We start from the raw sequence: 24,354 nt of genomic DNA, 5'->3' as shown, positions 1-24,354 counted from the left end.
ACCTCCGTATGGACACAACATTTGGATAGCAGAAAAAACCGCACATCTATTAGTAAGATGTACGGTTTGCTGCGCTTATATGCGGTGAAGGGGCAGCGAGAATGAAATGCTGCAGCCATGTCCCAGACGGCTTTCCGCCCAGATTTGACCGCCATGATATTGCACAATTTCCTTCGCTATCGCAAGCCCCAGACCGCTTCCACCGGAGTTGCTGCGTGATTTGGACACTTTATAGAATCGTTCGAAAATATGCGGAAGATCCTCTTCGCTGATCCCGACACCTGTATCGGACACGCGAATCACGAGCTCATAAGGTTCATCTCTGATTTCAACTCGAACATCAATGGAGCATCCGCTTGTAGAAAACTTAATGGCGTTGTAGATGAGATTGGCATACACCTGTTCAATCCGATCCGTATCTACCGTTAACATGTCGGATCCATCGATCTGTCCCATGTGGAGGGTATACGCAATTCCTGCATTTGAAGCATCTAATTCATACTTGGCAAAAAGCTGACGTACCATAGCCACACATGAAGTTGGTGCAAGCTGGAAATGGAATTGCTTTGTTTCAAGTCGGCTCAATTGATATAAATCCGTGATCAACCGCTGGATACCGACAATGCGCATGTGAACGACGGATAAATATTTCTTTTGCTCCTCTGGCCCCTGAATCACGCCATCCAGTATCGCTTCTACGTAGCCTTGGATCGACGTAAGCGGCGTCCCGAGATCGTGGGAAATGTTCGACAAGAGGTCTCGCCGCGAAGTCTCCATCAAGATTAGTTCGTTTGTTCTTTCCTTCACCTTGGATTCAAGATCATTATACAGCCTCGCATTTTCAAGAGAAATCGCGGCTTGTGCCGATAACAACTTGATCACATCTAAGCGATCCGATGTAAAGGCGTTACGAATTAAATTATTTTCCAAATAAAACACACCGACTAAATTTCCTTGATGTAGAATCGGCTCACAAAAGATGGATTTTCCTTCAGCTTGTCTAATATAAGGATCATGGGTGAAGAAACCCGATTTCTCTGCATCATCGAGCATGATGCCTTCCTTCATGCGCGCCACATACTGGATGACCGTTTGCGGAAGATTGTCCCTTGATTCCAATAAAACCGAGCTGACTGTACAGGAATCCTTCCCTTCGCTAGCAATCATCTCTGCTTCCACGTACAATCTTTCCTTGTCCTTGAGCACGAGAATACTTCTCTCCGCACCCGATGAATACGTAACGATTTCCATCAGCCGTTTGATCAGCTGCTCCAAATTCACTTCACTTGATAGTGATCGGGACGTATTCATAATGGTTTTGAAGTCGATGGCTTGTAACGAGTAGTCACTAATTTTGGTCGTCGCCCAATCTGTCGTCTCATGCAGGCTGGATAAATAGCCTGGGTACCGCAAGATGAGATCATCTGCCTTGGCTTTCGCGCCCCAGCTTACGTATCCATAATAAGCATCCATGAAATAAGCCTTAGCAATTTTGTCGCGGCCAGCTGATTTATAATATTTCCCAGCTATTTCCGTAGCGATCGCTTCGTGGTGGATGAAGCCCTGCTCCCGCGCTTGCCGAATCGCATGATCATACCCCTGCTCTGCCTTCTGTGTATGACCTGCTATCCGATCCCACTCGGCTTGCATCAACAAACTTAGGTGCAAGTAATTCTCCGGACAATTGGCAGCCCACTTCGCCATTTTCCCCAGCATCTTTTTCACTTGCTTCGCGTACCATTTCTGCTCGCTGGGTGAGGCAGCTTGGAAATGAGCTGTAAGTGACAAAACAAAGTAGAAATAATTCTCTGGGATGTGAAACAATCCAAAGGATGCAGTTTGGCGCGCTTCTGCCGCTTTTCCAAATTTCACGGCTTCTTCGAATTGTCCAAACAAATAGTGCAGCATCATTTTCTTTACGGTATACACGTGAATAATGACTTGATTTGAGTGAGCCTCTAGCTTCCGAACAAATTGCTCCTCTTCCGCTTCATCATCACCGATCAGCACAGGATTCGACGTCTTCCCTTCCACATTCATGATGACCATGCGAAGCATTTCCAACATGAGAAGTGTGTCGTGATGATTGGTCTGTTCAAGAATCCGATAATTCATCGCTAAATCATCGTTCATTTCTTCAAGCGCAATCCCTTGAAAATCCTTAACCAACACCTGATAAGTTAGTGCATAACCCGCAAAAACCAAATCTCCGTCTTCAATTCCGGTTCGGAACGACTCCTTAATTAGCTCGAGACTTTCAGGAAGCGGCTTCACCCAAGGGGTGACAAACACACCGAAGGAGAAATAACTTTTGCTGCGATATTGATGGGATTGAAAACGCTCATTCATTCGGCTGCTTAGTTGACCATAGCGATAGCCGCTTTGGTAATCCCCGAAACCAGAGCCTAGAATGAGGCCATAAGACCCATACACATACGCCATTGCTGGTGAATTCCCATATTTCAATGCGAGCTTCGTCATGTTAAGCATAAACAATACGTAAAGGTTTGGATTCACAAAATACGCCGATATCGCAACACTCATCATAAGATTCATGATCTGGGAACGATACGCATCCTCCATGATCGGCAGCTCGTAGAGCTTGTCCGTATCCCTTCGCCCAATTCTTCGCTTCACATCCAAATAGGCGAGTAAAATATTCGCGCTGTTCGGCTCTGCCGGCATACGAATTCCATGCTCTGCCAATGCTTTCAAACCTAGCTTGACGCTCTGATGCTGTTTTCCTACATTGGTGTACAGAACCACTTGTAAGTTAATAAGCTCCAGCTTTTGTTCATCTGATTTCGCCTCTTGAAGCAGCTGCTCATACGCATTCTCCGCTTCCTCCGCCTGGCCGTTCAGATAAAGCGTCTCCGCCTTTTCCAACCGCATGGTGTAAGCTAATTCATCCAATTCCATTCCTTTGATTTCTTTCAGAGCGAGTAAGCCTTTGTTGTAATATTGAAGCGCAGATCGGTAAGCATTGGATGACTTCGCCTTGCGTGCCGCACTCCTATTAAACTCCAGAAGCTGAATCAGCGCTGGATGGTCAGTCGATAAATCGGACCCCATATTCAAATGAAAAACAATCTCGAATAGCCGCCGTTCAATCTCTGCCTCAGACAACGCAGCTAGCAATAGTTGCGCAATACTGGCATGCATCTCAACGCGCTTAAACTCTTCAACAGAGCCATAGATTGCTTCTTGAATCGAGTCGTGGACAAACATAAATCGAATCTCTCTTGCCGCCCACTCCGTGTCTAGTTCATGAAAAAATTTGTAATCCATACCGACAGGGATAATCAAACCGCTCTGTATCGTCGTCTCTAACTCCTGAAGCACCTCAGTGAATGAGGATTTCATAACGATACCGAGTGCCTCCAAGTCAAAGGAAGCGCCTAAACAGGCTGCCAATCGCATAATACGTTGTGATCTCGCAGGCATGCGCTCCAGCTTTTCCGCGAGAAGGAACATTAAGTTATCTGTGATCCGAAGCTTCTGAATCTCGTTCATGTCCCAGAACCAACGATTGCGATCATAATTGAATAGGAGTAGCTCTTGCTCGTGCAGGGCTGTTAGAAATTGTTTGACGAAAAAAGGATTGCCTCCCGTTTTTTGAACGACGAGTTCAGCCAGATCCGTCACTTCATCCTGTTCTGACTTCAATGATTCCGCGATCAGCTGTTTAACATCATGAATTTCAAGCGCCTTCAGCATGATTCGTTCCTTCACAAGTCGTGGAGGCAGCTTATCCAAAAATTGAATATGCATTGAAGACAGCCAATTGCTCTCATATTCACTGCGATAGGAACCAATAAACAAGAAATATTTCAATTGCGAGTCATTTAAAAGCAGATCCAACATCTGCAAGGACGCCGCATCCGCCCATTGTAAATCGTCCAAAAACAGCACGATCGGCCGATTCTTAGCACAGAACAGCAGTAAAAATTGCTGCAGCAAGAAATGGAGACGGTTTTGTGTTTCTTGCGGAGGAAGCGGCTTCGCTGCTGGCTGTTCACCAATCAATAATTTTAGCTCAGGCACGAGATCAATCAATACCTGTCCGTTCGATCCCAACATCCGAAGTAAACGGGTACGATACTCCTCCAACTGCTGATCCCTCTCGGTTAAAAGCTGTCGAACCAACTCTCGCAAAGCTTTCGCGATGGCATTATAGGAAACATGCTGTTGATTCGGCTCGAATCGACCTGATAGGAACCAGCCGTTGTCCTTCATGATGGTCTTCATCGTTTCCGCAATAAGGAAAGACTTTCCAAATCCCGATTCCCCTGTGACCCACACCGCTTCCAAAGAGCCAAGCACCGCATAGTTATACACGTTCAATAGCCGATAAATTTCTTGCGTACGTCCGAATAAGCCCTGCGGAATCTGAAACATATCGGTCATATCATAACTGCCTACAACAAAATCCTGCATCTCTTCTCCAGAATTCATGTGCAGCTTCACTTGCTCCAGATCTTGAATGATCCCATAGGCACTTTGGTAACGATCCTCGGCATCCTTAGAAAGCAGCTTCATAATTAGATCGGATAGCGGCTTCGGAATACCCATTCGCAAGCTCTGCGGCGATTTCGGCGTTACGGCAAAATGGCAATGCAACAGCTCCAAGGGATCTTCCGTTTGAAACGGCAGCTGCCCCGTAATCATTTCATAGAAAGTGACTCCTAAGGAGTAGTAATCCGTTCGATAATCAATAATCCGGTTCATACGACCGGTCTGTTCGGGAGACATGTAACTGAGCGTTCCTTCTAATAAGGAAGGATCCAGCATCTCTTGGCGCTCTTTCGTAAACGACGAGATGCTGAAATCTCCCAGCTTCATAATCTGCTTATTCCGATTCATAATAATATTGCTTGGCTTGATATCCTTATGTATGACGTAGCGTTGATGCACCTCGCCTACGATTTTGGCTAATTGGATCGCTGCTTGGAGAAACGCTTCTAGTGATTGGCGAAATAATGGAAAATACGTGGAAAGTGTTTCACCTTCAAAATCCTCCATGACCATAGCCACGCTGTTTTGATATTTGGGCAAAGTAAGCGGCTTAACGATGCCGGGTATATCCAGCATTTTACCAATTTCATATTCACGCTTTAATCTAGCAATATCCACTGCAAGCGGGAAATCGGAGCGCAGTGTCTTAATGATCACTTTCTCGCCGGATTGCTTATCAATGGCCCGATACAATACCGTTCGCTCACCCTGATAGATTTGTCTGATCATTTCATAGTCTGGCAAAATTAACATCGTATCCTCCTAGTAATTCTTGCTGCAAGTCATTCAAATTAAAGCAGCTTACCATCCCATGGTAACCCTTTCTCCAACCGTTTCCTATCATGCATATGATACAATTTCAATATATCGATATGCCCCAGTTCAAACGTATACATCTCCCAAATCTTACAAGGCTCCTCTTCAGAACCATCACGTTCTAAAATGGCATTCACAGCTCGACGCGCCGCCTCATTCGCACCTTCCATAGTGGCTAAGTTTGTATTGGTACGAACATAGTCGGAAGCCAGGTATAAATTCGGGATACCCGTATACGCTTCCGGACGGTCATCCCAGGTCCCAACACGGTTAATGAGCAACGGCTCCATATTCGTGCAGGCATGCTCAGGATTTTCGAATTGAATATCCGTATCCAAGAACCAAGAATGGAGAACAGAATCTTCAAGTATAACGGCTCCATCAACGTTAAGGCTAAGCTTCATTTGCGCCCAGACCTCCGCTTTAATTTCTTCAGCGGTACAATGAGTTGCTGTTTTACCAAATAGGATGCCAGGTGAATTCCAATCCGAAATATCCACGGACAAGATGCCTTTCACCGTTCCATCGCCATATTCACTCAAATTCACGTCCGGCCAAAATTGCTTCTGCGAAACCGAAGTAAGTGACCAAGGGGCGTCTAAATAGATCACATGGCCATGTGTAATCGGGACATCCTCCTTCAAGTAATACTGAATACCGTTCATCCATGCAACGGAGTCTACGAGCTTTTGAACACCATGCAGGGAAGGGTCTGCTTCCAGCATAGGTTCCGTAATCATTTTGCCCATGACCTCGACTGGAAAAGCGGCTATATAGTAATCTGCTTCTATCTCAAATGTTTCGCCATTTCGAGAAATGGTCGCACTGGTTATTTCCCCGTTGGCACAATGAATACGCTCTACTTTCGTATCTAGATGATAGTTTACACCTTGATCCTGAAGAAAGGTCAACCAAGGGTAAATCCATTTGTCATTCGTCGGGCCATTCAATAATCTGACAAAACTTGTACCTGGCGTAGTAATATCTAGTGTCATCTGAACAGCCACAGGCCCTACTGTTTGTGTATTCGCGATTTTGGACTGGCAGGCAACTAATGTTTTCGTGAATCCCGCAAAAATCTTCTGAAAAGCAGCAGATTGCTGATCCGCCTCAATAAATTCCCACCAATCGATTTCATTATATTCCTCGCGTATCCGTTCCTCGCAGCTCGTCATCACTTGCCACAGCTTCCGTCCATATTGCTCCATATCATCCATCGTAAGCCCTAATCGATTATCAAATAAATCTTTCAGGAGCACTTGTAAATTATCCAAACTGAATTCAATCTTGGCTAACAAAGGTAGAATCGGTGCGGTATAGGTCGCAATGTCGAGTCGCGTGACTTCCGTTAAATTATCATACACTGTGCCATTCTCATAGGGAATCCGTTTCAGAGTATCAATGACATGGCGATAGAATCGCGGAAATAGCCGAAAACCATGCTCACCCGGCAAATCCTTCCGTCCGCCAGTTCCGCTGCCCACAAAAGGCATACTTCGGGCTTTCCCACCAGGTATATGCTTAAACTCGTAAACAGACACCTCATAGCCTCTTACAATTAATTCATGAGCAGCACTCAAACCTGCCACTCCACCGCCCAAAATTGCGACCTTTTTCAACACAATACCCCCTTGTTTTGGCGTTTTATGTAAAAATATTTGGTTCCTCTATCATATCATTTAGGACATTTGAATCATAGGAAATTCCTATTAAGGTTGATAGAGTCCCAGAAATCTAGTCGTAAAATAGCAGCTATGCCCACTTTTCGCTCAATTTGCTTTAGATGATTCCAAAATGCAGTAAAAAGATGTACAGTTAAGCTTATAGGCATTCTACCTTGCAGGGGGACTTCAACTGCAACAAACCTACTCCAAAATTCCTAACCGCGTTCGAATCATATATAATAAAGTGTAATGATCTCCTACACGCCAGAGAGGATGGTATTCCATGCCCGATCGAATAGGTACACGATACGTGCCAAGTACACAAATCGTCTCTTTCCCTCATGGAACTCTCCATTATGGTGATGATGTATTTCTATCTCGCAAAGTGATGTTGTATCGCAAAACGCTTCGTGGTAACCAATTAGGTGCCCAATACATAAGCACTCTTCAGGATAAAGCGGCATTTATTCACGACGGCTTCCATCATATGTTGGATACGTCCATCGCAGAGGATGCCGTCACCATCATTTTGCAAGCGAAGCCAGGTTCGCTATTGATCAATCACATTAACAAGCGTCAATGGTCATACCAGGCCGTCGTGACGATGATCAGTGATTTAGGCGTTTCCTTGCTTGATGCTTTGGAGGAAAATATTACAGGCTTTTCCGTTCGCCCTGATAATTTATGGTTAACCGAGCAGAATAAGCTCTCCGTCATCAACTACTGGGAAAAAGACGAATCCGAGGAACAAATAGCCGTTGGGCTTTGCCGATTAATGATTCAACTGCTTACAGGGAACCAGACGATTTCCGATACGTTCGAGGTTATGCACACGAGTCTGGAGCGAGCTTTGATTCCAAGCGCGACCACCGAGCAAAAGCTAGCCCTCATTCGCCTCATCAAATTTATTAGTCATGGGCAATCCTCGCTATCCTCACTCGTATTCGGGTTGCGGAGCTTACCGCCTTCCGTTCCGGGTAACAAAAACACGAAGATTGCAACGCAGGTGGAAGCAGGAACGGTTGAACCAGCCTATGAGACCCAACCTGTGTTCAACCGAGCGCCCGCTGTTGATGAAAACTTTACCCGCTCGACGCGCTCAGCGAAGCTGACTGCGCTAGGCGCTGTGTCGGCACTCGTAATTGGCATCGTCGGTGTATGGTATTATTGGCCTGAGCCGAAGATCGTCGAGACCGTCATCATCATCTCACCTACGCCATCGAGCACACCGATCGCAACCGTTAGTCCAACCGCTTCTGCCGAAGCCAAGCTAACGAGCACGAAGGAAGCCACAGAGAAAACTGTCGTACCTAATCTGGTTGGCCAAACACAAGCGGATGCCGAGCAGCTGGCTCTAGCTGCCGGACTTCACTATAACTTTTTCATCGAGACGAGCACGCTGCCGAAAGGAACCGTCACCAGACAAGAACCGAAGGCCGGCACGAACGGCATCGAGGGGGACAACGTGACGTTCTGGGTGAGTAAGGGCGCGCAGTAGGAGGTACCGGCTGGGTTCAGGTTCAGGTTCAGGTTCAAGTTCAGAACAAACCGAGGCTCCGACTCTGGCTATGTGGAACGCCCAAGAACCTGCCTAAGGCCCTGCTCCCGCCCCAGCTCACCTTTATCTGGAAAACATACAGTTATTTTATTGATTTTCAGTTAAAAATTAGGATTAGATGGAAAAACTCCAGTTAATTTTCGGGTTTCTGCTGCTTTTGCTGAAAATCTCCGAGAATAGCTGGAGTTTTTCCAGTTACTTTACTTTTCGAGGGGGAATTGGAGGAAATAAATGGACTTTTTCCATCTATTCGAGTCACACCCCTGAAATGACAAAAAAGCAGTTAAAGTAGCCATCTACTTTAACTGCTTTTTCCGTATTATGCGTGGAAATCTTGACCCGAACGCACTTCTTTCACATAGCCAGCGCGAATGACGAAGTCACCGAAGTGCTCTTCACCTTGACGCTCTCTCGCATAGTGCGGAATGATCGATTGCAGGGAATCCAAAATTTCGGATTCACCAATGTTTTCTTTGTACAGCTTATTCAAGCGGTTTCCAGCGAATCCGCCGCCAAGGTACATGTTGTACTTGCCAGCTGCTTTACCGATAAAAGCAAGCTCAGCCAGCATAGGACGTGCGCAACCATTTGGGCAACCTGTCATACGAATCGTAATCTCCTGCTCGCGAAGACCTGAACTTTCAAGGATAGCCTCGACTTTCGTAATCAAGGAAGGCAGGTAACGTTCCGATTCGGCCATTGCGAGTCCGCAAGTCGGGAACGCAACACACGCCATAGAGTTTCTGCGAAGCGCGGAGTAGTGAAGACCATCCGTAATGCCGTGCTCCTTGATCAGTTCTTCGATTTTCTTCTTCTTCTGAGCACTCACGTTACCGATGATCAAGTTCTGATTCGACGTAAGACGGAAATCACCATTGTGCGTCTTAGCGATTTCACGAAGACCCGTCATCAAGCGGTAGTCCCCGTCATCCATAACGCGACCGTTTTGAATGAACATCGTGAAATGCCATTTGCCATTACTTCCTTTTACCCAACCATAACGGTCCCCATTGGACTCGAAATGGAACGCACGTGTTGGCTCAAGGTTCCAGCCAAGACGCGTTTGAAGCTCATTCACGAACCACTCGATTCCGCGATCATCGATGGTGTATTTGAAACGAGCATGTTTACGAACCGAACGGTCACCATAATCGCGTTGGATCATGACCGTTTTTTCAGCTAGATCAACAGCTTGTTCTGGTTTGATGAATCCGATCACTTGACCAACTTGCGGATATGTTTTGACATCTCCATGGGACATCCCCATACCGCCGCCAACAGATACGTTAAAGCCAACCAACTTACCATTTTCAACAACTGCGATATAACCCAAATCCTGCGAGTAGACGTCTACATCGTTGGATGGTGGAATCGCGATACCGATTTTGAACTTCCGCGGCAAGTACACAGGTCCGTAGATCGGCTCTTGCTCTTCGCCGTCACGGCTATCCACGACTTTCTCACCGTCAAGCCAAATTTCGTGATACGCTCTCGTACGCGGATCCAAGTGATTGGAGATGCGGTTCGCCCACTCATACACTTCACCATGAACCTCGGATTGGTATGGATTCGGGTTACACATCACGTTACGGTTCACGTCACCACAAGCAGCAAGCGTACTCAGCATGGATGCGTTCACTTCTTGAATCGTTTTCTTCATGTTCCATTTGATAACACCATGCAATTGGAACGATTGACGCGTTGTGAGACGAATTGTACCATTTGCATACTTCTGTGCAACGCGATCCATCATCAACCACTGTTCCGGTGTAACGATCCCGCCTGCAGCACGTACGCGCAGCATGAACTGATAGGCAGGCTCAAGCTTTTGCTTTGCACGCTCATTACGCAAATCACGGTCATCCTGCATGTAGCTGCCATGGAATTTCATCAAACGGTTGTCGTCCTCAGGGATGGAACCTGTGATGCGGTTTTCTAGCGTTTCTTCCAGACTGCCGCGCAGATAGTTACTGCGAATTTTAATTTGTTCAACATCGCTATGGGGTGCACTATTCTTCGATAGTAAGTTATTTTCTGACATCTTGAGCTTTCTCCTCTCGCGATCGCGGGGATCCCGGTTTAATAAACATCCCGTTGATAACGTTTTTGCTGTTGCATGTTAGCCAAATATTGTACGGCTTCTTCGTTGCTTAATCCGCCTTCTTGCTCCAGAATCGTGAGCAACGCAGCGTTCACATCGTGGGCCATTCTCTTCTCATCACCGCAAATATATACAACAGCGCCTTCTTGCAGCCATTGATAAACCTCGCGGCTCTTCTCTAGCATGCGGTTCTGTACGTATACTTTTTGATCCGTATCACGGGAGAAAGCTACGTCTAATTTCGTAAGTACGCCATCTTTCAACCAACGCTGCCATTCTACTTGATACAAGAAGTCTGTAGCGAAGTGCTGATCTCCATAGAATAACCATGTTTTGCCATCTGCACCGGTCTCTTCTCTTTCTGCGAGGAAAGAACGGAATGGCGCTACACCAGTACCAGGTCCAATCATGATAATTGGTGTTTCTGGATTCTCAGGCAGCTTAAAGTTTGGATTACTTTGAATGTACACAGGCAGCGCTGCGCCCGTTTGTGCGCGCTCAGCCAGGTGAACGGAGCAAACACCATAACGGTTGCGTCCATTAGCCTCATAGCGAACGGCACGCACTGTGATATGCACCTCATCCGGTGAAGCCTTGGAGGAGCTTGCGATCGAGTATAGACGAGCAGGCAATTTGCGAAGCACTGCTACGAATTCTTTTGCAGACACACCTTGTAAGGAGAAGTCTTGCACCAAATCAAGTAAGTCACGACCTGCAATGTATGATTTCAGCTCGGATTCATTTCCTGCAGCAACTAAAGCATGTAATTTATCGTTAGCAGCAAGCTTTGCAACTTGTTCTAACAAAGGTTTTGTCAATGTAGTGATTTCATAATTACGAAGAAGTGCTTCTTGCAAAGGACGCTCTTCGCCATTTTTGTTTACAGCAACCGGCGTGCTTGCGTTCCAATCCATCGCTTGAATCAATTCATTCACAAGACGCGGATGATTTTCTGGATAAACGCCAAGGCTATCACCTGGCTCATATTGCAGATTGGAGCCCTCTAAAGAGATCTCCACATGGCGAGTTTCACGATCAGAACCACGGCCATTCAAATTCAAGTTCTCCAACACTTCCGCTTGGAACGGATTCGTTCTGGAGTATTCAGACTCAGCGGAAGCCACAGTACCCGCAGCAGCAGCTGAACTACCACCAACAGCACTAGCTGATGAAGCGTTCAGAGCACCCAGCACACTGGAAACCCAAGCCGCAGCTGGCTCATCAAAATCAACATCGCAATCCACACGATCCGTTAATGACTTCGCGCCAAGCTCTTGCAAACGCTTATCAAAATCTTTACCCGTTTGGCAGAAGAATTCATAAGACGTATCGCCCAACGAAAGAACCGCATAACGAAGCTCTTCTAATTGCGGCGCTCTTTTGCTATGAAGGAATTCGTAGAATGAGATCGCATTATCAGGCGCATCGCCTTCTCCATGTGTACTTACGATAATAAGCAGGTTTTGAACCTTTTTCAGATTATTCGGTTTAAAGTCGCTCATGGAGGAGAGCGTTACTTGGAACGACTGCTCTTCCAGTTTTTTAGCAAACTTTTTAGCTAATCCATGGGAATTACCTGTTTGTGATCCGAAGAGCAATGTCACTTCTTTAGAGATGGCAGGTTGACTAACCACAGCCGTTGGTACGGAAGCAACAGGAGCTGTTGCAGAAGTTGACGAGCCTTGTTGCGCTGTTAGATAGCCACTCAGCCAAATACGTTGAGTATCTGTTAACGTTGGTAGGACGCGATTGAGTAATTCAACTTGCTCTTGGTTAAAAGGACTGTTTAAGACTTGAAGTTCCAACAAAATCCACCTCATCAGCATGTATTGATAAGCTTTGCTATTTTTCGCACTATTTTTACTTCTCCATTGAAAACTATCATAGTGCGCACCATAGGTCAATTAGAATCATCTTATAAGACTTATAAGGGGAATTGATATATGGTTAATTGCGCACTTTTCATGCAAAAAATGACCCCAAAATGGGGTCATTTCAACAATCTCTGACATATTTAACCTTTCACAGCTGAACCGACGGTCATCGCCTTCTCCACTTGTTCACTAAAGAGGACATACACCAACACCGTTGGCAAGCTGGCAATCGTCATCGCTGCCCCCATTGCGCCCCAGTTCGTAGTAAACTGACCTTGGAAGAACAGCAATCCGAGCGGAAGTGTTTTCAATGATTCTTTGGTAATAAGAATAAGTGCCATCGTGAATTCATTCCAAGAGGACAAGAATACGAAAATGACCATGGTCGCCATTGCCGGCTTAATAATTGGTAAAATAATGGTATAAAATGTGCGGTAAATACTCGCGCCGTCCATGCAGGCCGATTCTTCAAGCTCCACAGGGATCGAACGAAAGAAGCCGTAGAACACCATGCTGGAGAACGAAATATTAAACGCAATATAAGGAACAATGAGTGCACCGTACGTGTTAGCTAAATGAAAATCACGAACCAGAATCGCGAGCGGTATCATGATCACTTGAACAGGGATAAACATTCCGATGACCACATAGATGCGCGCCACTTCTTTGAAGCGCCATTGCATCCGTGCAACCGCATAGGAAAACGTCACAGAAAGGACAATCGTGCCAACGACCGTACATGCGGCCACCAGCAAACTGTTGCTAAAGTACTGCGGGACATTAAATTTGGACCAAGCATCCACATAATTTTCAAAGCGAAAATGCGTAGGAATACCGAAAGGATTCGTAACGAAAATTTCATTGTTATTTTTCAGTGAGTAGAAAATCATCCACAATAAGGGATATACCGACAACCCCGCATACACCCATAAAAGGATGCCAAGGAGCGGATTTTTTTTGCGTAATTTGAGTAGGCCGTTCATGGTCATCCTCCTTTAAAATGTAATACGTTCCCTTGCGATCAGCTTATTAATGGCTAACGTCACGATCAAACATTCAATCACGAGGAACGCTGCTGCTGCGCTGCCATAACCAAACTCACCCACACGGAAAGCCGAACGGTACATGAGATAAGTTAACGTGTACGTGGAGTTACCTGGCCCGCCGCCAGTCATGATAAACATGTTAGCGAAGGCATTCAGACCACCTGTGATCGCGAGGACGAGGCAAAATTTATAAGTCTCAGCTAGCATCGGGATAGTAATTTTCATATGTGCTTTGAATTTCGAAGCGCCGTCGATTCGTGCAGCTTCTAAATACTGTTCAGGAACAGACTTCACAGCCGCTAGAAGCAAAGCGAATTGATAGCCCATGTACTGCCACGCATTCACGAATGCAATGGCGAAAATAGCGGTTTTACTATTCGTCAGCCAATCCTGACGATACGAAATGCCAAGCGCTTCAAACACCTTGTTGATTAAGCCATACTCACTGTTATACATCGCCAGCCACAGCTGACAGACGACGGTGATTGAAAGCACGACTGGAATGAAGTAGGAGATGCGTAGAATCTTACTTCCTTTAAAACCCTCTGCTACGGCGAAAGCGAGCACAGTTCCGATCCCAATTTGCACAAAAGCTAGAATGCCTGCAAACACAAGACCGTTATAGAGGGAAGTATAGAAAATGCTATCTTGAAACAACCGGATGTAGTTATCTAGAAAAATAAACGTACCTTCACTCAAGCCATCCCATTCGAAGGTACTGCGGTAAAAGGTTTGCAAAATCGGATAAAACACGATCACTGTATACAAAAGGAGTGCCGGTAGCGTGAACAGCATAATCGCGACCTTATTTCCCATGAATTTGCGCATGTCATCACTTCCCTTGTAGAGTAGAAGACTCACTCTGGGGTGGAGCTTTCCAGGGTGAGTCTCCCATGTCATAAAATCACATTTATTTCGCTGTAACTGCTGCCTTATTCAGATCTTTCACGAATTGATCAGATGTGTAGTTACCTGTCATTAGGTTTTGTGTAGCATCTTCAAGTGCTGCTTTGAACTTCGGATTGGACAAGCCCCATGAGAACGCAGTTGTGCTTGTGATTTTTGGAATATCCTTGGAAAGCTGATCCATCATCGGAGGGAACTGCTTCACCACAGGCTTATCAACTTTCGTTGCTACGATCGGATTGCTGCGGTTAGTGAATTTGTACTCCGCATATTTCAAGGAGATGAAAGATGCTACTTTTGCAGCCAGCTCTTTATCTTTCGTGTTAGCGGATACGGCATATCCACCAGGACCACCGCTGCCGCTGAACGCTGTTTTACCTTTTTCGTAAGCTGCTGCATCCGCTGCTGGCAAGTACATGTAGCCTGCTTTGTCGCCTAGCGCTTTCGTTGCTGCTTCAATCTCCCATTGACCGTTGATAAACATCGCTGCTTTACCTTCGTGGTAGAGCGCTGCTGCTTGGTCATAGTTCAAGTTCGTTGCACCTTTTGGCAGCATGCCTGCTTTAACGAGCTCAATAATCTTATCAGCTGCTGTTTTGTAAGCCGCATCTTCTGCTTTCGCTGTGCCTTTATCCAGCTTGTTGATACCGCCTGGTTCTGCACGTGTAACGAACATGTCATACAGCGCTACGCAAGGCCATTTCTCTTTGGCAAAAATGGAAAGCGGAGTAATCCCCTTTGCGTTGAAAGCTTTAACAGCTGTCATCATTTCATCATACGTTGTTGGCACTTTCACGCCATTTTGTTGGAACAAATCTTTGTTATAGTACAAGAGTGCTACTTCATTACCTGCATAAGGGAACGCATACGTGTGGCCATCTTCCGTCACTAGCGTGTTCATGGCACTTGGCTGCATTTTGTCCTTGAAGCCAAATTTCGTGACATACTCATCCAACATGAGGATGTTATTAGACTTTTTGAAAGTATCAATGATATCCAGTCCTGCTTGGAAAATATCTGGAAGATTCCCTGTCGCCGCATACGTTTTCAATTTTTGACCGTCATCTTGGGCTTGAATATCCAATTCCAGCTCGACGTTTGGCATTTCCTTTTTCAATTCAGCTACTGCGTAGTCATAAGGTGTTTTCGTATCTTCATCTGCGTACTGTGCGTAAATTCTTAGTTTAACTGGTTTTGCATCCGTCTTTGCAGGCGCTGTCGTTGCTGCAGCTGTTGCCGCTGGCGCCGCGCTGCTCGTTTCTTTCGGTGTGTCTGTGGAACCGCAAGCTGCTAGGCTAGTTGCCGCGAGTAAGCTTACGAGAGTTACTGCCATCTTTTTCATGTGAAGACCTCCCAGAAATTCTTGTGCGTTTCTCCTCTTTACATCCTCAGTATAGAAGGAAAAAACCCCAGTGATAATGGAATAACTGAGGGCTTCTTGTAAAATCCGCACATTCTCGTGCAGTCGTTATATGCGATTATTCTCATACTCACTCGGGGAATAACCGAAAAATTTCTTAAAGCTTTTGCTAAAATAACTAGGATCATTCACGCCAATTTGCTCCGCGATATCTGCTAACCGAATGTTACCCTTACCGAGTAGTTCCTTCGCTTTATGCATACGAACATGGGTCACATAATCCGTGACCGTCATGCCGATTTCCTTTTTAAACACAGCCCGCAAATAGCTTGAATTAATAAACACCTGCTGCGCGATCTGATCAAGTTGGAGCTCGGAATCCCCGTAGTGCCCCTCGATATACTCTTTCGCTGACTGAGCTATTTTGGACGAACGCGTCTTCTTATGCTTTTGGGTATACTGCATGGCTTTCGTAAATAGCTCTTTAATCCACGCCGATGTACTCTCGATAGAACCAAGCCGCTTAATCTCACTATAAGGGTAAAAGGCTTCGCCAAAGCAGTCCTCAATCGGATGCCCCATCTCGGTCACATAGGACAGACACACAGAAATGAGACCCATGGAAATGACATAGGTATACTCCAACGAAAGTCTTTGCTCTCGAATGGACTGGAAAACTTCTTCCAGCTTATCTTCTACCTTCTCCGCATTATGCATGCGCAGCAACACGAGCAGTTCCTCGTTGACTTCTGTCGGATAGAGTGCCTGCTTGCCGGAATCCAGCGCACTTGAACCATAGGCGATCACGCGATCGTTTCCTAAGACGAACTTGTTCTGCAAAGCTTCTAACGCTTCTAGATAGGAAGTGCGAATGCCTGAATACCCCGCTTGACTGCGACCAACACCAATGGTGATCGTGAATTTCAAATATTTTTTGATGAGGAAAATGAGCTTCTCATACCCCTCTAACGCCGGAACCTCCAGCTCCTTCCCCCCTTGGTGCTCGACTAGACATATAATTCGCCCCTCCGGCCCATTGAAAATGAGGTGATGCCCTGTTTCCTCCAGCGCTTCGTTCAGAATGTTCGTCACGGCATATTTCCACAGTAAGCGTTCGCTCACTTGGTTCCATTTGACGTCCATATGATCAATTTCAATGCACGCAATGACGAATAATGAGGAGATAAATGACTCCCCAAGTTGCTGCAATTTCAGGGTCGTTTCCTCAGGGGACTGATGATATTCGCTGCTCAGCAAATAGTTCAAGTAACTTTCCTTCATCATTTGCTGATTTTCCTTGAGGGTAGAGCGTTCTTCACGCGCTTTCTCATGTTCCTTTTGCAGCTTAAGCAGAGTAAGGACCAACTCATCCTTCGAGAACGGCTTCAGGATATAATCTTCTACGCCAAGCTTGAGCGCTTTTCGCGCATAATCGAACTCGTTATGACCTGTGATAAGTACAACACTTGTTGCGGGGTAACGTTCTTTTAATTGCTCAGTCAGTGTCAAGCCGTCCATAAAAGGCATCGTAATATCGACAAGCGCTATATCCGGGCGATGCAATTCAACCTGCTCCAGGGCTTCGATGCCATTTTTCGCTTCTGCACACAATTCAAAGCCATAAGCCTCCCAATCTAGCGCCGTACGCAAATATTCCCGAAAAATCGATTCATCATCGACGATTAAAATTTTCTGCATGTATTACTCCTCTTTCCGTCTAAAAGGCAGCCAAAGTGTAACTTCCGTGCCTTGTCCCTGTTCACTTGTCATTTGTAAGCCATATTCGTCTCCGTAATACAGCTGGATGCGGTCATTCACATTCTTGAAGCCATAGCCTACGGCCTCCTGTGGAGATTCCGTCTTTTTCACAATCGCTTCCAACCGCGTTGCATCCATTCCCACACCGTCATCTGCGACAACGATTTTTATTTTCGCATCAACTATTTCGCCTGTTACCTTAAGAAGTCCGAGGCTTCCTTTGGTTTTGAGGCCGTGATAGATAGCGTTTTCGACAAGCGGCTGAATGGTCAGTTTCGGAATTAGACCGCTCAGCACATCGTTATGAATATCAAATTCATACGTAAATACATCGGAATATCGAATGCGTTGGATCGATAAATAGTCTTTGACATTGCGAATTTCCTCTTCGATTGTAATGGTTTCGCGCCCTTTACTGAGCGCTGCGCGATAGAAATCGGCCAATGCTTTCGTTGTCCGCTGGACATCGCGAGTTCGCCCCATTTCCGACAAGGTATAAATGACATCCAGTGTGTTATATAAAAAATGCGGCTTAATCTGCGCTTGAATGAGTGCCAGCTCGTATTCCCGCTTCTTCTTTTGCTCCCAATTAATGTTAGAGAGCAGCTCTTGAATTCGCCGAATCATGGCGTTAAAGCCCGAGGATAGCATCCCGATCTCGTCTTCGGAATTAACTTGAAATTCGATATCCAAGCTGCCTTCCTTGACCTTTTTCATATATTTCGTCAGCCCCATAATGGGCTTGGCAATCAACTGGGACAGCATGCCCGCTCCGAGCAAGGCAAAAAACAAACAGACAATGCCTATTAGGACAATAAGCAATGTAATTTTGCGCGTATCTGCTGTTAACGATGCCAGCGGTGCCATGGAGATTAATTTCCAACCGAAGCTAGGCACATCTGAGCTAACCACGAGCGTTTTCTCGTATTCGAAGGACGTCGGTGCCGGTGCGGAAGCATGCTTGCTGGATGTGATCCAGTTCTTCACTTCGGGAATCGCCACTTCTTGGAGCACGTCCTCTGGGTGCTGGGAAGAGGTAACAACCCCTGCATCATCTACGATGAAGTAGCTGCCATCTTGGATTGAACCGATTTTTTGATAAATCGCCGATAAGGAGCTTTCTTTTATATTGAGTACAAGCAAACCTAGCTTCTGCCCGGTGTAAATGTTCACGATTCGCTTGCCCAGCGTCATCACCGTTTCTTGTGAGCCATTGGTTAAATAATCTCTGCGCTGCATGGGGAACCAAATGTTATTCCCGCTTGATGTATCAATCTGCTTCAACATGTGGCTGCTCGTGATCGAATCGCGATTTCGTTCCATAAGCAGATTCGAGCCATAAATCCGATTATTCGTATCAATAAATGCCGCTGACTGCACATCAGGAAAAACGAGCAAAGCAAAGCTGAGCTGATTCGTGATCTGGGTGTACATCTGTAGGTTCGTTTCGTTTAGTGACTGCGGATCCTCTACGATGACCTTATTGAGATTGATCGTTAGCATATTCGCGCAGCTCTCGACGTTCGTTAACATCCCTGTGATGCGAGTTATAATTAAGGAGGAGTTGTCCGACACGTTCTTGATCGTTTTCTTAACGATGGCGTTCGTATACACTTGGTTCGAGACAAAGCCTAATACAAACAAGGGCACGAAAATGAGTGGAAAATAAATGAGAATAATTTTATATCGAATGCGTTGATTGCGAAACCAATGCGTAGGTATCAATTTCTGAAGTATCTTCATCCTAGCCTCCCTTTTCTGAAAACAAAAAATCCCCTACCGTGCACCGTCAGGAGTTCCCTGTCCGTTACATTGTAAAGGATTCATACCATTTTTAAAACTCACCGCATGCGTGGTGGCGGTTAACTGGATTGATCGAAGCCGTTTTCATGGAATAAACTAATCTGTCTCGCTTGAATTTCCACAAGTAAAAACATGAGAAACTCCTTGCTCAGCTTCATCCTGCTTGCATTTATATACGCATCAACAAGTGTGTCGTTGGAGATAGCTTTCAAATTATCGCGATCATTCATTGTACATCAACCAATTCGGGTTCTCTTCAAGCATCATCATCATTTTTTTCATCGATTGTTGGATTTGCTCGTCGGAGGGCAAGCATATATTTCCATAAGATTGTTGTACAACATCTGTTAACACGGAATCAAAAATGCCATTAAATTGCTCTGATTTCATATGAACCCCTCCTAATTTTCATTTATTTGGAAATTCTCTTTCTATTTTAGCTTGAAGCGTGTAAGAAAACAGCGCAATTATTTTTGCATCTATTACCGGTTTTTTTTCTATATTATGTAATTTTATTTGCATTCAAGGAAAAAAGGGAGGGAATTACGCAGGGGAAGCGTTTGATGGGGAGGTAGTCGGTTTTGTCGACTATCTCCTGAAGCAGGGGTGCTATTGATGGAGAGATAGTCGGTTTTTCCGACTATCTCCTGCCGCAGGGCCACTTATGATGGCGAGTTAGTCGGTTTCGTCGACTATCTCGAGACGCAGGGCCGCTTTTGATGGAGAGTTAGTCGGTTATATCGACTATCTCCAGACGCAGGGGTGCTATTGATGGAGAGATAGTCGGTTTTGTCTAATAAAATCGAGTTACGCGTGCAGACAATGGCAATTGGAATACCGTAAGTCGAAATAATCGAGTTACGCGTGACAAGAAAGGTAATAGGAGTACCGTAAGTCGATAAAATCGAGTTACGCGTGACAAGAAAGGTAATAGGAGTACCGTAAGTCGATAAAATCGAGTTACGCATGCAGACAATGGCAATTGGAGTACCGTAAGTCGAAATAATCGAGTTACGCGTGACAAGAAAGGCAATAGGAGTACCGTAAGTCGATAAAATCGAGTTACGCTTGCAGAACAAGGCAAAAGGAGTTGCGTCAAGATACAAAAAAACCAGCAACCTCATCGAGGCTGCTGGTTTCCCTATGCGTTATTCGCGGTGATGCTTATGACACTCCACAAAGCTAGATGCTTCCATCAATTCTCGCATGACGTCGGAACGCAACTGTTGATTTGTAAATTCACCTTTTACAAATAGCTGCCCCTTCTCACTGGAGGTATACCGTGGCGGAACTCGATTCAGTACGATGGCCAAAATATCTTCTTGGCACGTTGTACAATTGCATTTCAATGTATAGTTTCTCCGAAACTCTTCAAACAGATGTGTAACCACGGATTCCATTGCGTTGATGACCGCCATCTTGTAACTCTCCCTCTAAGAACATTCATTAGGTCTATTATACTCGATAAACCTAGAATGACAAAGCGTAGGAAGTACTACTAGTGACTCGAATTTGATAGAGTCCTGAACCAAGCTCGATCACAACTTGGCTGTCTGACTCGCGAACGGCGTCAACACCTGATATGGCTTCTAGCTTTTGACCATTACAGCTCACTTCTGATAGTTTCGTTCCACGTAAAATCGCTTCGCCGCTAGTATTCGGCGGGAGCTGGAACGTGTAGCTGACGGCGCCATCCTCGTCGATCGACCACTCGCTGCGCACCTCTCCATAATTCGTCGTGAGTGACACTTTGGCGTAAGTGAGTCCTGAGTCTGGTCGCGGTCGGAAGATCACCCGTTTGTAACCTGGCTGGCGATCATCAGAATCCAAGCCTGCCACTTTCCGATACAGCCAATCGCCAATCGAACCATAAGCATAATGATTATACGAATTCATATCATCGCTCCAGAACGAACCGTCCGGTTTGATGCCATCCCAATGCTCCCAAATCGTCGTAGCTCCTTGATGAATGGAGTACAGCCAGGACGGATAATCTTCCTGCTGAACAAGCTTGACAGCCACATCATGATAGCCGTTCTCCGTTAATACGTGGCATAGATAAGGTGTGCCGACGAAGCCTGTCGTGAGGTGATATTTTTGCTCTTTCACATACTCCACCAGTGTCGCTGCTAAGCGCTCGCGTGTGCTTCCCGTTACAAGACCAAACATCAACGGCAGCACATGGGCTGTCTGCGTGTGACCAGCAAGTCTGCCGCTTGGCGTCACAAACTCAGCTGTAAAAGCTTCAACAATGCGCTCATACAGTGCTGAGTACTCAGCTACATCCGCTTCGCGTCCCAGCACTTCCGCTGTTTTAACAAATAAAGCCGTCGAATACGCATAGAAGCAAGTGGCAATTAAGTCTTTTGGCGTAGCCCCGACATAACTGCCTTCCTTCGCATCCAAGCCCAGCCAGTCACCGAAATGGAAGCCCGTTTGCCACAAGAACTCATTCTCACCTTGCTGACGGATGTGGTTAACCCAGCCTTTCATGCTGTCGTACTGCTCTTCCAGCACTCGCTTATCCCCATAAACTTGATAGAGTGTCCATGGGCAAATAACCGCCGCATCTCCCCATGCTGCCGAGGAATGATCTTTCTCATACAACACATTCGGGATTACGAATGGAACACCGCCATCTGCGCGTTGGTCCGCTTTCAGATCGCGCAGCCATTTGCTGAAAAAGAGGGCAACATCATAATTAAAAGCAGCCGTGCGTATAAACACCTGCGCATCCCCGGTCCAGCCAAGTCTCTCGTCACGCTGCGGGCAATCCGTCGGCACATCGAGGAAATTTCCTCGCTGCCCCCAAACGATATTGCTTTGCAGCTGATTCAGCAGAGTATGGGAACATTCAAACGTCCCTTTCGCCACCATATCCGTATGGATAACCAGCCCTGTGAAGCATGCCGCGTCAAAGGCGATATCCTGCGGCCAACCTAGTACTTTCACATAGCGAAAGCCTTGGAAGGAAAAATGCGGCGCATAAGACTCTTCGCCCTGACCCTTGCACACATAAGTAACCGATTGCTTGGCCGATCGTAGGTTCCCAATGTAGAAATTACCTTGTGCGTCAAGCACTTCCGCATGCAGCAATTCAATGCGTGTACCTGTGGGGAGACTGACATTCAGCTGCACTTTCCCTACCATATTTTGCCCAAAATCAAGCACAGTTTCGCCTGACGGTGTCTCGATAACAGCGATAGGCTTCAACTGCTCTGTCACGCGAGATGGCTCATTTTCCTGCATGACCAACGTTTCCTTGCCATTATTCAACACCGTAACAGGTAGCCATGCCAGCTCTTCATAATCCGGAAGGCTCCAACCCGCAAGCTCAAGTCCAGCGTCATAGACTTCCCCATGATACAGCTCTGACATCCGGACAGGTCCGAGAGAAGCTCGCCAAGTGGAATCACTGATAACAATCTCTTCCGATCCATCCTCGTAGACGATATGCATCTGCAGGAGCAGCGCTCTTACGTCTCCGAAAACATTCCGTTGATGTTTCCAAGCAAGGTTACCTTTGTACCATCCATTCGCTAGTGCAGCCCCAATTGCGTGCTGACTTCCTGTATTCAGCCTATCCGTCACATCGTAGCTCTGCACCTGCAAACGATGCTTATAGCTAGTCCAGCCTGGTGTAAGCTCCCAATCACCCACACGCGATCCGTTGAGCTCTAACTCGTAGACGCCATGACTTGTCGCATAAATCGTTGCTTTGCGAACTTGGCCGCTGACATGGAATGTTTTGCGAAGATAGTAGGCTTCTTCCGCATCGGGGTCAATGCTCGCAGGATCAGGCGTGATCCATTCTGCTTGCCAATCCGAGGCCTCAAGCTGTCCCATCTCCCAGTAAGCGATTTCACTCCAAGGTGATTCAAGGCCAGACTGACTCCATACTTTTACACGATAAAAATAACGAGTTCGCGGCAGCAGCTCAGGTCCCTCGTATGCAATAAGTACAGATTGATCTGAAGCGATACGGGCTGTATCCCAAATCAAGTTCACAGATTCGAAGTCATCGGATAGCGAGCTCACCTGAATTTGATACGCGGCTTGCAACGTCCCATTCGCGTCAGCTTCGAGCTGCCATGTAAATCGCGGCTTGCGGCTGTCCAACCCGACTGGATTCACTTGATATTCACAATACATAGCGGAAATTTGAAAGATACTCATGGACTTCTCCTCCTAGATACATGGGACTTCGTGTTGATGTGCATGCAGCTTTTTTACATCATTACGTCCTATTGTAGAGTATCCTGAGCGTTCGTTTTACGGTGTATGGTGACAATCAGTATGGGCTGATACGACATTTTCTCATTTTATTTTGGGATACCCTTAATTTCCATGATTAAATCGAATAGTATAAAGTTATATCGAACTCATAGATAGGAAGGCGTTACATATGCTGCAAAAAACACATAGTGTTGCTGGAATGATTGCTGCTGAGCTCGTGATCATTCAAAGCGACATCAGCTTTTTCACGTGGGAAGCCGCAGGTTCTCTCTTACTCGGCTGCTTGGCAGGCACTTTAGCCGATGTCGATAAGCCTGGTTCCACCATGGCGAAAGTACTATTCCCTTTATCTGCTCTCTTGCATGTGTTGAAAATCAAACATCGAACATTAACGCACTCTCTCTTGTTTATGGCGTTACTCGCTGTGATCTCGTCACATTTGAATCCCTTGTATTTCTGGGTATTCATGCTAGCCTACGCCTCACATCCCATCATCGATCTGTTGAATGATCGCGGCGTCCAGCTGTTCTGGCCAATCCCGCTCAAAATCCGTCTGCTCCCCAAATGGATTGCTATCGACACTGGTTCTGCGAGTGAAACGGTGTTTCGTTGGATTCTATTAATTGTCTGTCTGGCATTGCCGTTCTGGAAATATGTATGGCCTTATCTGTTTACTTAATAAGCTGCGCAAACTAAAAAAATCGCTGATTTGGCTGG

At 46.0% G+C, this 24,354-nt stretch carries 15 protein-coding genes; 2 read left to right on the top strand and 13 right to left on the bottom strand.

All coding sequences use genetic code 11. The features are described 5' to 3' along the window. Window positions 1–75: 75 nt before the first annotated feature. Together AC58UX_RS04645 and AC58UX_RS04640 are read right to left on the bottom strand one after the other, a co-directional pair. The gene (locus AC58UX_RS04645) at window positions 76–5,268 is read right to left on the bottom strand and encodes an AAA family ATPase (RefSeq protein WP_497249917.1); all 5,193 of its coding nucleotides are present in this window, start codon (window positions 5,266–5,268) and stop codon (window positions 76–78) included. 38 nt (window positions 5,269–5,306) lie between these two features. Beyond that, entirely contained in the window at window positions 5,307–6,953 is a 1,647-nt protein-coding gene (locus AC58UX_RS04640) for a hydroxysqualene dehydroxylase (RefSeq protein WP_497249916.1), read from the bottom strand. Window positions 6,954–7,278: 325 nt separating this feature from the next. On the opposite strand from AC58UX_RS04640, the gene AC58UX_RS04635 reads away from it, so the two are divergent. Then, the gene (locus AC58UX_RS04635) at window positions 7,279–8,493 is read left to right on the top strand and encodes a PASTA domain-containing protein (protein ID WP_497249915.1); all 1,215 of its coding nucleotides are present in this window, start codon (window positions 7,279–7,281) and stop codon (window positions 8,491–8,493) included. Window positions 8,494–8,872: 379 nt separating this feature from the next. Here the strand turns inward: AC58UX_RS04635 and cysI are convergent, their stop codons facing one another. From cysI to AC58UX_RS04580, 11 genes are all read right to left on the bottom strand, one after another. Further along, the gene (cysI, locus tag AC58UX_RS04630) at window positions 8,873–10,594 is read right to left on the bottom strand and encodes an assimilatory sulfite reductase (NADPH) hemoprotein subunit (protein ID WP_497249914.1); all 1,722 of its coding nucleotides are present in this window, start codon (window positions 10,592–10,594) and stop codon (window positions 8,873–8,875) included. Window positions 10,595–10,632: 38 nt separating this feature from the next. After that, window positions 10,633–12,459 carry an assimilatory sulfite reductase (NADPH) flavoprotein subunit gene (locus tag AC58UX_RS04625; RefSeq protein WP_497249913.1) on the bottom strand — a complete coding sequence of 609 codons (1,827 nt, stop codon included), beginning with the start codon at window positions 12,457–12,459 and terminating at the stop codon, window positions 10,633–10,635. A 209-nt stretch (window positions 12,460–12,668) separates the two neighbouring features. Further along, window positions 12,669–13,511, bottom strand: coding sequence for a carbohydrate ABC transporter permease (locus tag AC58UX_RS04620; RefSeq protein ID WP_082595236.1), 843 nt, complete (start codon window positions 13,509–13,511; stop codon window positions 12,669–12,671). Window positions 13,512–13,523: 12 nt separating this feature from the next. Further along, window positions 13,524–14,402, bottom strand: coding sequence for a carbohydrate ABC transporter permease (locus AC58UX_RS04615; RefSeq protein ID WP_497249912.1), 879 nt, complete (start codon window positions 14,400–14,402; stop codon window positions 13,524–13,526). 82 nt (window positions 14,403–14,484) lie between these two features. Beyond that, window positions 14,485–15,822: an ABC transporter substrate-binding protein gene (locus AC58UX_RS04610; RefSeq protein ID WP_497249911.1), complete on the bottom strand. Its 1,338-nt coding sequence runs from the start codon at window positions 15,820–15,822 to the stop codon at window positions 14,485–14,487. 126 nt (window positions 15,823–15,948) lie between these two features. Next, window positions 15,949–17,538, bottom strand: a complete 1,590-nt coding sequence (locus AC58UX_RS04605) for a response regulator (protein WP_497249910.1) — start codon at window positions 17,536–17,538, stop codon at window positions 15,949–15,951. A gap of 3 nt (window positions 17,539–17,541) precedes the next feature. Then, window positions 17,542–19,341, bottom strand: a complete 1,800-nt coding sequence (locus AC58UX_RS04600) for a cache domain-containing sensor histidine kinase (protein WP_497249909.1) — start codon at window positions 19,339–19,341, stop codon at window positions 17,542–17,544. 119 nt (window positions 19,342–19,460) lie between these two features. Continuing rightward, window positions 19,461–19,631 carry a sporulation histidine kinase inhibitor Sda gene (sda, locus tag AC58UX_RS04595; protein ID WP_497249908.1) on the bottom strand — a complete coding sequence of 57 codons (171 nt, stop codon included), beginning with the start codon at window positions 19,629–19,631 and terminating at the stop codon, window positions 19,461–19,463. Continuing rightward, entirely contained in the window at window positions 19,624–19,791 is a 168-nt protein-coding gene (locus AC58UX_RS04590) for a hypothetical protein (protein ID WP_497249907.1), read from the bottom strand. Before AC58UX_RS04590 ends, sda begins: the two co-directional genes overlap by 8 nt. 758 nt (window positions 19,792–20,549) lie before the next feature. After that, entirely contained in the window at window positions 20,550–20,819 is a 270-nt protein-coding gene (locus tag AC58UX_RS04585) for a late competence development ComFB family protein (RefSeq protein WP_497249906.1), read from the bottom strand. 52 nt (window positions 20,820–20,871) lie between these two features. Continuing rightward, the gene (locus AC58UX_RS04580) at window positions 20,872–23,577 is read right to left on the bottom strand and encodes an alpha-L-rhamnosidase (RefSeq protein WP_497249905.1); all 2,706 of its coding nucleotides are present in this window, start codon (window positions 23,575–23,577) and stop codon (window positions 20,872–20,874) included. A 229-nt stretch (window positions 23,578–23,806) separates the two neighbouring features. Here AC58UX_RS04580 and AC58UX_RS04575 point away from each other — a divergent pair, with 229 nt between their 5' ends. After that, window positions 23,807–24,316, top strand: coding sequence for a metal-dependent hydrolase (locus AC58UX_RS04575; RefSeq protein WP_497249904.1), 510 nt, complete (start codon window positions 23,807–23,809; stop codon window positions 24,314–24,316). The last annotated feature ends 38 nt before the right edge of the window (window positions 24,317–24,354 follow it).

It is taken from the genome of Paenibacillus sp. J22P90 (genome assembly GCF_059692195.1).
This window is presented reverse-complemented; position numbering and strand designations above follow the sequence as displayed.